This is a genomic window from Pseudomonas sp. NFPP02, assembly GCF_900119355.1.
In the GTDB taxonomy this organism is placed as follows: Bacteria; Pseudomonadota; Gammaproteobacteria; order Pseudomonadales; family Pseudomonadaceae; genus Aquipseudomonas; species Aquipseudomonas paracarnis.
The window spans coordinates 12,121-24,859 of record NZ_FPJI01000017.1 but is presented as its reverse complement, the minus strand read 5'-3'; the positions used below and the strand labels follow the sequence as shown (position 1 = coordinate 24,859).

Here is a 12,739-nt window from a genome sequence, read left to right as displayed (position 1 = left end):
TTTATTCACTCACCGCCAGGCGTCGGGTTTTACTGACGCGATACTGCAACGTACTGGGCTGCAGCAATGCATCGAAGCTGACTGGTTCGCGTGCGGGATGAACAATGAGCATGGCACTGATCGAGAAGCGTAAGCCGCCTGCCGAACGTCGGTGTTGATCCAGCGATACCCGAATGTCCTTCAAGCGCGTCTCATGCAGAGAGATGGTTTTTTCCAACGCCGTGCAGATAAAGGCACGGTCCACGGAACTGGCCAAACTGCGGCTTGAGACATCACGCAAGCCATAGGTCATCAGTGACATCTGGCAATGTGGGAACGCCTTTAAAACGTCCTCCTCAATGACCAGGCGACTGTTGAGCAAGGCCTCGACATCCAGCGCAACGGACTCCTTGAACTGCTCCAGCGTGTGCCGGGTAAATTTGCCCTGGGCAACGCTATGCGGCGCCTCATCGAAGAGCTTTTCCAGCAGGCTAAGTTCGTATCCTTTCACGCAGAAGTCGTCCTTTGACTCGGGAAATATTCACCCAAAGCCATACAGAAAATGTTCAGAAAAATAGTTCGAGGCCATGACCACGTCATGGCCCGACTTAACGCATCAATCAGACCGCGAACGACTTGTCGTTCTTGGTCAAACTCCAAGCGCCTTGAGTGTTGCCCTGCTGGCCGCCACCACTGGCTTTCTGGGTGTAACGCCATTGCACGGCGGCGTACTTCAACTTGAAGGTTTCCATAGGCTCCTGGCCCGCCACAACTTTGGGCGCGATGCTGGCTACCACGGCGTTTTTCAGATCGATCGCCAAGTACTTCACTCGTTGACCTTCACCGTCGCGCTTAAAGAACTCAATGGTGATTTCTTTGAAGGTGGTACCACTCGACGCTGCCTCATACAGCTGCGGACTGGTGACATCCATCGTCTTGGTGAACTCCATTGCATCGTGTTCGCAACGTTCGGCCGTGTTGCCACCGGTTGCAGACGCCGTTGACGATTTTGGCTGGCGGATTTCATGCACCCAGGAATCGATTTCCAACCAATCCGCGTGGTCCTTATCCAGGGACTCACCCTTCACATCCGGCTGTCCAATTTTGAGGTAGATGTCTTTCATTTACTTCGTCCTTTTTTAGGGAGGGTTGGTGTAGCAATCACTCTATGCCTTAACGCCCGCGGGCAGCTCAGCGACCAGGCGCAGAGACACCGACAGTTCGTCAAGTTGGTAATGGGGACGCAGGAACGCCACGGCGCGGAATACGCCAGGACGACCGGGCACTTCGGAGACCTGAATAGACGCTTCACGCAAGGGATATTGGGCTTTGGCCTCTTGGCTCGCGTTGTCATTGAGCAGCACGTATTGGCTGATCCAGGTGTTCAGAAAGGTTGAAACGCTGGACACCGATGCAAAGCTACCAATCTTGTCGCGCATCATCGACTTGAGGTAGTGAGCAATCCGCGACACGGCGAAGATGTACTGCAGTTGCGAGGACAGCAGCGCGTTGGCGTTTGCCGCGTCTGTGTTGTACTTACGCGGCTTTTGCAATGACTGCGCGCCAAAAAAAGCCGCGTAATCGGTGTTCTTGCAATGCACCAGGGAAATAAAGCCCAGATCGCTGAGTTCTTTTTCACGACGGTCAGTGATGGCCACTTCAGTCGGGCACTTGAGCGCCACTTCACCATCATCGGTGTTGAAGGTATGAGTCGGCAGCCCTTCCACCAGACCACCACCCTCAACACCTCGAATAGCGGCACACCATCCGAAGTTCTCAAACGCTTGCGTAAGACGCACCCCATGGGTATAAGCAGCGTTACACCATAGGTATCGGGAGTGGTCGCGACCGTCTACATCCTCAACGAACGGGAAGCTGTCAATGGTGATACCATCAATAGGGTTGTACGGTAGGCGCCCCAGGAAGCGCGGCAACGCCAAGCCCACATAGCGCGCATCTTCAGAGTCGCGCAAGGATTTCCACTTGGCGTATTCAACCGTATCAAACACCTTGGCCATATCGCGCGGGCGGCCCAGGTCGGCAAAGCTCTCCAGGCCAAGCAGTTCAGGCGCAGGCGCCGTTATGAATGGCGCGTGGGCGGCAGCCGCGACATGGGACATTTGCTCAAGGAAGTACAGGTCTTCTGGCTGACGGGTGATCGCATAGTCACCAATCAATGCACCAAACGGTGCACCACCAAAGGTGCCAAACTCTTCCTCGTAGATCTTCTTGAACAGTGAGCTTTGGTCGAACTCCAATGCAGCTTTGAAGTCGCGCATCAGCTCTTTTTTCGATGCGTTGAAGACCTTGATTTTGATCATGGCCCCGGTAGTCGACTCAGTCACCAAATGGTGCAAGCCGCGCCAGCTGGATTCGAGCTTCTGAAATTCTGCGGCATGCATGACCAGCGAAAGCTGTTCCGAGAGCATCCGATCCAGCTCGGCAATACGGGCATCGAGGCTACGGGCAAGGTTCTCCGACACTACAACAGTCCCCTGCATGACCTCAGCTACCAACTCGGCGATCAGGTCACGTGCACGGAGGTGCTCCGATTCGGACTTGGCGATCTTGCTTTGCTCAACGACCTGATCAAGCAGGCTCGCCCCTTCATTCAGCAGTGGGGCACTCACATCACTGGACGCTTTTGCGCTGTTCATGCGTCCCCCTGGGATTCACGACGAATCGTGGCCATTTGCTCGGTGTTTTTCAGTACATCGCCGAGCACATCCTCAAGGGTCTCGTTGGTCGAGATTTTGTTGCGCATATCCGCCAGCTTGCTGCGCGCCTCATGCAACTTATGCAGGGCGGGCACCTGGAGAATAAGAGCCTCTGGTCCGAAGTCTTCCAGTGACTGAAAGTTCAAAGTCACACCAAACTCACCTTCCCCCGTCAGCGCATTGGCCACCCGATAGGTCGCCCGCGGTGCCATCGCCGCCATGACCTCGTCAAAATTATCCCGATCAAGCGAAACAAACTTGCGATCCTTGGGACGGGCCAGAGGTGTTTCCGGACTGCCGGAAAAATCCCCGAGCACACCGACCACAAAGGGCAACTCCTTTTGCTCGATGGCATCGCCGATCTCAACGTCGTAGGTCAGTTGGATCCTTGGCGCCCGCACTTTTTGCAGGCGCTTTTGCACGCTTTCCTTTTTAGCCATAGCAGGCACTGCCTCAATCAAATACTTACTTAAGGAGTCACGTTCAATTCATGCCCGGCAGGCTGGAGAACGGATTGGAGTTCGACGGCGCTGGCGCAGCCTTCGCGGGTGCCGCCGCCGACTTGCGTGCCGCAGCCTTGGCTTTGGGCAGCAATGCCTTGGCGCCCAAGGTTTCGCGCAACCTCGTCGCGAGCTTTTGTGCCTCTTGGTGCACAGGGCCGTTTACGTCTTTCTCATCACGCAGCCTTCCCAACGACTGCACCGCTACGCGCAAGCCCGACACAGTCAGGATGGCGTCTGCTCGTGCGTTCGCCGCATCGCGCTGCAGAACCTCCTGTGAGGCCAGAATCGCAGCGCCATAATTTTCAGCCTCAAACTCCAGCTCAGCCTGGCGCAACCAAGGCTCTTTGCGCGTAGGCTCCATGGCGGCCGCCTCCGACAGCAACTTCCTACCCGCCTCAAAGTTTCGCGCTTGAATGCGCTCATCCGCTTTAAACATCAAGTGTTCAAATGTCGGTACGGAGTCTTGTGCAGATTGCATTGCACAGCCTGCCAACAATAAAAAAACTGCCACAATAAGAATCGCACGCACAGCTATCCCTCCAGGATGAACTTCTTAGTCCTATGCTTATCACTTCATTTATTCTCTTGCCGCCGGACGAATCATTAACCGGCGCCCGTAAGAGCTCAAACCGTATAACAACAAAAAAGCGCTTGCAAACAAATTCGTACGATTTTTTACGGAACCTTTATAAAGTGAAATTTCCCACAAAGTAAGAAAAAACATCTTACAAAATGAATCGTAAACGCCCACTTGAAAGAAGTTAAAACAGACAAAACCACCCGTAATGCTTGACCAAAACGGGCAAAACTCTCAAATTGCGCTTAACTCGACTGCAACCAAGACTTAAATAGGAATTTTCCTGTGCAATGCGAATGACCCATCTGCTACGTGCGCATACAGGGAAGCTTTTATGAACGGCGACATCCCAACCAACTAGTTACACCGTACCGCCGCCCCAACTTTCTTAGTTTCAAGAGCCACTTAACTAATGAAAACTCTAAGAAAATGTAAAATCCGCTTCAGCGTCTCTCGCACAAAAGTTAGGAGGATCGCCGACATCCTATGCCTAATAGGGGCCCTTCTATTAACGGGATGCTCAAGTAACGAACAACAAGTAGAGCAGACGCCCTTGGTCCCTCTGCGCATTCATGCGGCCGCTAATCTCAATCAAGGCACTCATAAAAAACCGCTGGCCCAAGTCATCAAGATCTATCACTTGCGTGCCACAGAGCGCTTTGAACAGACGCCCTTCGACAGCTTCCTGGACGACACTCAGGAGCTCAGAGCCCTGGGTTCAGACCTCGTCAACTCGCGAGAAATGTTGTTACAGCCCGAGCAGCATTACGAACTCAACGAGAAGTTGGAAAACGGTGCCGCCTACATCGGCATCGTGGCGTTTTTCCGCGAGCCCGCCGAGCGGCGTTGGCGCTTTGCGTACGACGCCAACGCTTCGGCACCCACCGGCATCACCGTGGGCGTTCATGCCTGCGCGCTGACCTCCACGCAAGGAGCGCTGATCAACACCACGGGCGCCACCGAAACCCTGGCCACCGTCAGATGCCCGAGTCACCAATGAGCGTGAGACCCCCATCCGCAGCGCCCTGCAAGGAGCTCCTCCATTGAGTCATAACGCCAAAATCCTGTGGGGCGAAGGACTATTCCTGCGCCCGCAGCTCTTTCAGCAACAAGATCGCTATCACGAGGCAAGGTTGAGCCAGATGAGTCAGTTGTTGCAGCCTTATGCCTGGGGGATTCAACAGCTGACACTCGACAAGGGGAGCCTGGCGCAAGGCACTTTGCGCGTGCTGGAAGTGTCCGCCGTGTTCCCAGGGGGCGAACTGTATTGCGCGCCGGAAGGCGCCACACTGCCAACGGCGCTCACGCTTCAGGACTTACCCCTGGGAGTGTCTGAGATCATCGTTTACCTGGCCTTGCCCCGCCTGAACCCCTACGGACGCAACCTTGCCGTCAGCGACCTGGCCACAAGCGCTGGTCGTTATGCCCAGAACAACGAGCAGACTCCGGATCTGTTCACTGATTCGGAAGAAAGCGAAATCGCTTTCCTTGCTCCCGCCGTTCGCTTGCTGACGGAAGACCAGGCACAGGACGCGTTTGAAGTTATTCCTATGGTCCGCGTGAAACGCAGCAGTAATGGCGGGTTTGAGGTGGACGACCAGTACATGCCCCCCTCCGTCAATTTGGCCGCCATGCCCGGCTTGCAGATCAAGTTACGACAGTTGCTTGAAGCCCTTGATGCCAAGGCCCAGGTCATGCAGGAAACCCACCGCGAGCCCTCGCAGAATATCGTTGAATTTCGCGCGGGAGATATCGCCTCATTCTGGTTGCTGCACACCAGCAATACGGCATGCGCCAGCCTTTCTCACCTGTTCAAGCACCCTGGCCTGCATCCCGAACGCGTGCATCAGGAACTGCTGCGCCTGGCCGGCGCCCTGCTGACATTTTCTAAAACCTATCGCCTGGCTGATTTACCGCCTTACGACCATAGTCACCCGGCACCCGGCTTCAACACCCTGTTCGCCGTGATTCACAGCTTGGTGGACACCGTGATTTCCGCGCGTTACTTCAGCATTGCGCTCACCCAAGTGAAACCGGCGTATCACCAAGGCCGCCTGGACAACGAGCGAATTGACGGCAACAGCACTCTCTACCTAGGCGTCAGCGCTGAAAAGGCTGGCGTAGAACTCGCTGAAATCGTGCCGCGCACGGTAAAAATTGGCTCGCCGGATACGGTTGAAAAGCTCGTCACCTCCTCCATGCCCGGTGTGACCTTGACCTACACCCCCGTGCCTCCGTCGGCGATCCCTGTGCGGCCGGGCATGCTGTATTTCGCCCTTGAGCCCCGTGGGGCTCTGTACGAACACATGCTGAAAAGCCAGACCGTCACGGTGTACATCCCCAACGGCCTCAGCGAATTGAAACTTGAACTGCTAGCCCTGCTGCCATGACCTATACCAACGCACCTCACATGCTTGCCCCGACAGAACCCTCTAGTAGCTACGCAAGCAACTCGCCCCAGCGCCTGATCGACCTGATGTCCGACGGCTTCTATCTGCTGCTGTTGATTCAACGCCGTCAAGTGCCTGAACACCAGCAAGCGTTCAGCGCAGCAATCAAGCACTTCTTTACCCGAATGGAGAGTGCTGCGACGGCAGCAAGTATCGCAAACGAAGACATCCACGCGGCCAAATACGCGTTCTGCGCAACGATTGACGAGCTGATTCTCTCCGCTTCCGACTGCCCGTTCCGTGACCAGTGGGAGCTCAACCCGATGCAGCTTTCGATGTTCGGTGACCAGTTAGCGGGAGACAAATTCTTCAACTACCTGGAGGACCTGCGCAGTAAGGGTGCGGTTCGCTTGCAGTCACTGGAGGTCTATCACTTGTGCCTGCTGCTGGGCTTCCAAGGCAAATATCGCCTGGAAGGATCGGAACAGCTGAGCTATCTAACGGCACGGTTGGGTGACGAATTGGCGTTTCTCAAAGGCAAACGTACCGCCTTCGCTCCCCGCTGGGCCTCGCCTGATCGTGTCGTGCACCTCCTGCGTCGACAGGTTCCGTTGTGGACACCCGCCTTAGTATTGGGGGCTGTTGGGGCAATCAGCTTTACCGCCTTCAGCATGACGCTTTCAACCGAAACGCAGCAACACATGGCCTTGCTCGACAACGTGATCCAGCTCCCCACACGCACGGCCAGCCTGACCATCACCCTACCCTGAAGGAGCTACACATGCGCTCACCGGCTGACATGGATGCCACCGACTGGTCTTCATTGCTCTCGCAGCATAACCGGCTTCTGCAGGTGCAAACGGTTCTGCCCGATGCCTTGGTGGTGGAGCGCTGGGAAGGCCTCGAAGCCATAAACGAAGAACTTGCCTTCACCCTCGACTGTATCAGCCCCTGCGCCGTGCTGGACCTAGCGCGGTTACCGGGCACGGTATTGTGTCTGCAACTCGCGCAGCTCGATGGTCAGCCGCGCAGTTGGCAAGGCACCGTGATCAGTGCAGAGCAACACGACAGCGACGGTGGTATCGCACACTATCGACTGCACATCGGGACTTGGCTGAGCCTACTCAAGCCGCGCCGCAACACACGGATCTTCCAGGACCTGGATGCCCTGGAGATCGTGACGCGCATTTTTGCCGACTACCCACAAGCGCAGTGGGAGGCGCGCGTGACGCAACTGCTGCCAAGACGTGCGTTATGCACGCAATACCGTGAGACGGACTATGAGTTTGTCTGCCGGCTATTGTCCGAAGAAGGTTTGAGTTTCTACTTTGAACACGCAGCCAACGCGAAGAAGAGCGCCAGGCTGGTGATTATCGACCGCGACTACCCATGGCCGGACGGGGGAACCTTGAGCTTTTCCCGCGAAGACACGCCGCAAGCGGATGACGGTATTCGTCGGCTGAGCGAGCAGCGTCAGATCTCCAGTGATACCGCGACCACCTGCGCCTGGAACCCGGAACAACTGCTGGGGTTGAGCGGGTCCGCGGACGACGCCATCAGCGAAGGGCCCGTGGTGCCTGAACTGGAGGTGTATGAGGCAATTGCCTGCGCCATTTTTCATGCGCAGAACGAGGCACACCTGGCCGCTACCCATCTGTTAAGTGCGCGCCGTCTAAGCTGCCACGGCTACGAAGGAGACAGCGCAACACGGCCGCTGCAACTGGGTGTTCGCTACACCTTGGACCATCATCCGCAGTTGGGTGCCCTGCCCTTGGTTTGCCGGCAGATCCGACACGTCGCAACCAATAACCTAGGCCTGCCGCTTGCGCACCGAGCGGGGCAACCGGAACTGGAACAAGGTCTCTACAACAACCACTTCCTCGCGGCTGCACCCACTGTCCCGATCGTGCCAGACCGACTCCCGCGTCCCCAGGCCCCCGGTGTACAAACAGCCACCGTCGTCGGCGTACCAAAACACACCCTCACCAGCAACCGTGATCACCAGGTGCGGGTACAGTTTTTTTGGCAACGCGGTGAAAGCCCCCTGCCCGGCGGCCTGCAAGACAACGCACATGCGCCCGGTAATGAAACATCGGGGACTTGGGTCCGTGTCGCCGAAGCCCTGGCCGGGGCGAACTTTGGTCAGCACTTCACACCGCGTATCGGCAGTGAAGTGCTGATCAGCTATACGCATGCCGATATTGACCAACCGGTGGTCATTGCACAGGTGTACAACGGCGACGCCACGGCCCCCTTCAGCGCCGGAATCGACGCCGCCGCCAACCACCCCGGCACCATCAGTGGAGTAGAGACCGTCGCCTTGGATGGCCAGCCCGCCAGCCATTGGCAACTGGATGACGCCCAAGGCCAACTGCGTCAGCAGCTAGGGAATGAAACCGCACGCAGCTCGCTCACCCTGGGGTACGCCATTGCCAGTGAAGGCAGCAAGCGCAGTATTTATCAGGGGCTGGGCTTCCATCAGACCACCCAAGGATGGGGGCAGGTTCGAGCGGCTGAAGGCCTGCTCCTGTCCGCCAGCCTTCAGACTGGCGCAAAGGCCACTCAGATGCAGATGAGCGATGCGCTCGACCAACTCTACGGCGCCGTGAACACCGCCGAACGGTTGAGCCAGGCCGCGCAGCAAGCTCAGCCAGGCATCATGGCAACCCACGCCGGGCCACAAGCCTTAGCCGATGAGTTGAACCCGCGCAAAGGCGCGCAGTATCCCGCCCAGGTCAATGGCCAAAGCACCACTCAGCGCGACAACGGACAATCCGTGGAGCGCTTCAGCGCGCCGCATATGGTGCTGGAAACCCCGGATCATTTGACGAGCGCCACACCCGCCAGTAGTGCCGTGTACGCAGGGCAACAGATACAGGTGACCAGCCAACAGGAGCTGCACCTGAGCGCCGCTCACTCCGTCACCGGCGTCAGTGGTGGCAACCTGCAGTGGTACACCGCTAAAGGTGGCGCTAAGGTCGTGGCGCAAACAGGTGCGATCAGCCTGCAGGCGCACACTGACCGGATGGAGGTGTTGGCCGATCAAGCGGCAACCTTCACCGCCAGCGCAGGCAGGATCGACCTGATCGCCAAGACCCGAATCGTCCTGCAAGCCGGGTCGGCGAGTATTACGTTGCAAGGTGGCGATATCACCTTTGCCTGTCCGGGACAGTTCAGTGTCAAGGGTAGTGAGCATCCGTTGCTGGGCGGCGCCAAACACACCCTCAACCTCGACGTCATGTCACAGAGCGAAGGCGCCACCGAACTTGCCTTCATTCTGAAAGATGCTGCCGGCGCCCCCTTACCCGAAATCGATCAAATCCTTGATATCCGCGCGGGGGACCTTCGCAGTCGAGCGATCAGCGATGCCACGGCTCAAACCCGTCGACACTTTGCCGCGCAGCCAGAGCCCGCCCAGGTGCATATGAGCTACCCGCAAATTAAGGTCGAAGACGATTCCTTTTGAGCAACAAGCACGGAGATAGGCGATGACCGCATCCCGGATTGTCGACACGCAAGAAGGCGTTAGCTACGTCAAAGGTCGGTCCCTGAAACAGGCGCATACCCGCGCGGAGCCCGGTGCGACCGAAGATGCCGTAGTGACCTGCTGCGATTTATGGTCCAGCGTCCAAGCGGACAGCATTAAATTGCTCGCAGAAAACAATGTCCTGATACCCAAGGCCTTAAGGCGTGCCAAACGAACCGCCGGGAATTACGCGCAACTTTTTCTAAACGATGAAGGCACTGAATTCCAAGGACGCTTTTATTGGGCCGGGCTAGCCGCATTTGCCGCCAAGCAAGTGGTGGACGGCATTGAGTTTGCCGAAAGTAAATTCGATTCCGTGGTCGGACAAGCCCGCCTCATGTCGCGTATTACTTACTACTATTTGCTTAAGGGTAATTTTTGGGTGTTTTTAGAAGTCACGCCGTGGATGCTTTATTGGCGGAAACTTGGGCGTGACGTGTTTTTCCGCGACGTGGATTGCCGCAATATTGCCACGTATGACCCGGTGATCGCCGAGAAGATGCGATTGATGCCCTGGGCTTTAGGGGAGAACACCTCCTTGCGCAGGAATCTTGAAAAGAATATGTATGTATTCGATATAAGAAAGCTGAATTGGGAGATGAATCTGACTGACGGTAAAGGTGCGCTGATTGAAATGAAGCAGTGTAAAGCGACGGAGGACCTGAAAAATGGATTCCGCCAGATCAGAGCGTATGAAACGACTCACGACTCAGCACTCAAAGAAGATCTAGCCTTTAGTAGTGCCGAATTTTTCCTGGCACACGAACAAAACCATCACTTACAAGCGGTCGTTTATGATCATGCCGAATTCAAATTCGCTATCGACAACAACGATTTAGGGCGACAGCTATTTAACTTGCTCGGCGCCAAGGATCCTTCACTGGTATTCAACGCAGCACCGATGATTACCCGGGAGATTGAAGTACGAGAGCTAGAAAAATTCGGCCTCACCGGAAACGACACCACTATCACTATGGAACTTAAAGACGGCAAGCTTTACAGCGCAAAGGAACGCATGAAATACGTTCAAGAAATACTCGACCAATATCATAAATTAATGACGCAGGGTCGTGATTTTGATGGCCAGTTCCGACTGTACATGATGAAGCAAATGAACGTGATTGCAGCATGGAAGGAAGCCTAATAATGCTCCGCAGCACTATTTTTTGGACATCTGGAATAGGCCTACTGCTAATACTGACAATACTCGCACGCCTTTTTATCGTTTACATACCTTCGAACTCCGCCCCTACAGCTGACAGGAAATCTTTAATGAAAACGCCGATATTGGAGTTCGCTTTGGGAGAAAAAGGCAATGACATTATTAATCGCGCTGAATTCCCCATTTCAAGCTCTGGCGTAAGCAGTGTGCTCTTCTATCGCACCAGCAATGTTCGATACCAACTTAAACACACCAAACTAGGATTGCTTTTCCCTCCCGCCTATACCGTGCTTTTCTATGACAATGCTAGCGACGATCACGGTGTAGATGAAGTCAACATGCGTATCGACTTGCCAGATGGCCCCCTATTTAAAGGCCCACATACCCCAGAGATTGAAGCTTATGACAGCCAAGTCTATGCATTGATAAACGGCATTCAGGACAGCATTCTGACAGCAGGCTGGCAACGATTCATCATGCCTAGTGATCCCCGCCTGATCGGCCGCGCAACCTATTATTTTAAGGATGGTCATTTAAAAAAACCAAATATTGCAGACCTAAAACTAACCTCCACTTTTTTGGCCGACCCTGATTATCGCCTGACGTGGGAAGACTGGCAAAACCTCCAAGGGGGGTTCACATGGCAGTGGCATGCGGACGGCATGCTATTGAAACTTCGTTATAGCCCAGGAAGCCGAGAAGAAGGATCTGAAACACCCATATTTGACAGTGTGCAGATAATCATTAGAACCTCCGCCAGTCTTAGCGGCGCCAGCCATCCTAACGAAGCAACCAGAATCAAATATGCTGCTTCCTTGATGGACTCCTTGCTTTACCGTTTTGAACTCGAAGAGCAGGCACGAGCCATTGGCTTGCCAATCCTGGACAGTTACCAAGATCCCTCCATGGTCAGCGGCGTCCCTGTGCCGAGCATGGACAGCGTGGCAAAAGCCGCCACGTTAGAAAAAGCACAACCTGCCCCTCCCGAGCCCGCCTTACGCAAAGCCGCCGGCGAACTCTGCCCGACATCCGGTTGGTGGTTCACGCCAGCCAAAACTAACTCTAGACGCTACATCCAGCAAGGTGCCCCCTTTCCGGCAATCGAGGACAGCAACTACGGCACCACCTTCTGGCAATGGAGCCCGGATCAATCCGCGCCGAAATTGTAGGCGCCCAACGCATGAAGCAGTCACTAGACAATAAGAGATTTGCAAATGAACACTCCCATCCACTTCAACCGCAAAAAGCCCTCCAACGAACGCCTGCTCCCGCTCCACTACCTGACAGTTTCGGGTATCGCACTGCTGTTGTTGGTGATTCTGGCAAAAGTCCTGGAGGATTGCCTGCCGCCCGCCTACCCACCGTTATTCTGTAAATGGCCCTGGCTACAAGCCGCCATCCACCAGTGAATGTGATGGTGAATGCCGATGAAAAACAGGAGCGAACTGTACAAATTCGACACGCTTTTGGGAACCCAACCAGACGCGAGAATCGCCAAGCTGGCACAGGTTACTCAGGGGGCAGTCAACAAGCGCCGGCGCAACTTGGGTATCGCCTCGTATAACAGTAGAACGCCGAGTCGTATCACCAAATACGATTGCTTGTTAGGCGTGTTGTCCGACCAGCTCGTGGCTCATATCGCTGGCGTCACGAAGTCGGCTGTAACGTTTCGGCGCACTAAACTTGGAATCAAATCCCAACGCAGTCGACAGCCATCGCGCTTGGAAGGCTTGGATGCGTTGCTGGGTACTCAATCCGACAGCGTGATAGCCCGATTGGCCGGAGTGACCAGCGGAGCGGTCCTTAAACGTAGGCGACGGCTGGGTATCGAGGCGTTCAGTCGATCCAAGCAGGATCCCTCCACAACGCACGCCAACAGACAAGT

12 protein-coding genes are annotated in these 12,739 nt (G+C 55.5%); 7 read left to right on the top strand and 5 right to left on the bottom strand.

The features are described from left to right. Position 1 precedes the first annotated feature (1 nt). From tssE to BT204_RS24100, 5 genes are all read right to left on the bottom strand, one after another. On the bottom strand, positions 2 to 490 hold the full coding sequence (gene tssE, locus BT204_RS24120) for a type VI secretion system baseplate subunit TssE (protein ID WP_054921223.1): 489 nt from the start codon (positions 488 to 490) through the stop codon (positions 2 to 4). Between the two features lie 109 nt (positions 491 to 599). Then, positions 600 to 1,103, bottom strand: coding sequence for an Hcp family type VI secretion system effector (locus BT204_RS24115; protein WP_054921225.1), 504 nt, complete (start codon positions 1,101 to 1,103; stop codon positions 600 to 602). Between the two features lie 42 nt (positions 1,104 to 1,145). Further along, positions 1,146 to 2,636 carry a type VI secretion system contractile sheath large subunit gene (gene tssC, locus BT204_RS24110; protein ID WP_054921228.1) on the bottom strand — a complete coding sequence of 497 codons (1,491 nt, stop codon included), beginning with the start codon at positions 2,634 to 2,636 and terminating at the stop codon, positions 1,146 to 1,148. Next, positions 2,633 to 3,136: a type VI secretion system contractile sheath small subunit gene (tssB, locus tag BT204_RS24105; RefSeq protein ID WP_054921230.1), complete on the bottom strand. Its 504-nt coding sequence runs from the start codon at positions 3,134 to 3,136 to the stop codon at positions 2,633 to 2,635. Before tssB ends, tssC begins: the two co-directional genes overlap by 4 nt. 43 nt (positions 3,137 to 3,179) lie before the next feature. Further along, positions 3,180 to 3,728: an outer membrane protein assembly factor BamD gene (locus BT204_RS24100; protein ID WP_139271541.1), complete on the bottom strand. Its 549-nt coding sequence runs from the start codon at positions 3,726 to 3,728 to the stop codon at positions 3,180 to 3,182. A 460-nt stretch (positions 3,729 to 4,188) separates the two neighbouring features. Between BT204_RS24100 and tssJ the strand changes: the two genes are divergently transcribed. The 7 genes from tssJ to BT204_RS24065 all read left to right on the top strand — a co-directional run bounded on the left by tssJ (position 4,189) and on the right by BT204_RS24065 (position 12,263). Then, positions 4,189 to 4,776 carry a type VI secretion system lipoprotein TssJ gene (gene tssJ, locus BT204_RS24095; RefSeq protein WP_083544083.1) on the top strand — a complete coding sequence of 196 codons (588 nt, stop codon included), beginning with the start codon at positions 4,189 to 4,191 and terminating at the stop codon, positions 4,774 to 4,776. A gap of 43 nt (positions 4,777 to 4,819) precedes the next feature. Continuing rightward, positions 4,820 to 6,166, top strand: coding sequence for a type VI secretion system baseplate subunit TssK (gene tssK / locus BT204_RS24090; RefSeq protein ID WP_054921237.1), 1,347 nt, complete (start codon positions 4,820 to 4,822; stop codon positions 6,164 to 6,166). Further along, a complete protein-coding gene (gene icmH / locus BT204_RS24085; RefSeq protein ID WP_054921239.1) occupies positions 6,163 to 6,936 on the top strand; it encodes a type IVB secretion system protein IcmH/DotU in 774 nt (257 codons plus the stop codon). The genes tssK and icmH overlap by 4 nt, the downstream gene beginning before the upstream one ends. 11 nt (positions 6,937 to 6,947) lie before the next feature. Beyond that, positions 6,948 to 9,632: a type VI secretion system Vgr family protein gene (locus BT204_RS24080; RefSeq protein WP_072448486.1), complete on the top strand. Its 2,685-nt coding sequence runs from the start codon at positions 6,948 to 6,950 to the stop codon at positions 9,630 to 9,632. Positions 9,633 to 9,654: 22 nt separating this feature from the next. Further along, positions 9,655 to 10,836, top strand: coding sequence for a DUF2515 family protein (locus BT204_RS24075; RefSeq protein ID WP_072448485.1), 1,182 nt, complete (start codon positions 9,655 to 9,657; stop codon positions 10,834 to 10,836). 128 nt (positions 10,837 to 10,964) lie between these two features. Continuing rightward, entirely contained in the window at positions 10,965 to 12,023 is a 1,059-nt protein-coding gene (locus tag BT204_RS24070; protein WP_139271540.1) for a class I SAM-dependent methyltransferase, read from the top strand. A gap of 45 nt (positions 12,024 to 12,068) precedes the next feature. Beyond that, entirely contained in the window at positions 12,069 to 12,263 is a 195-nt protein-coding gene (locus tag BT204_RS24065) for a hypothetical protein (protein ID WP_054921249.1), read from the top strand. The last annotated feature ends 476 nt before the right edge of the window (positions 12,264 to 12,739 follow it).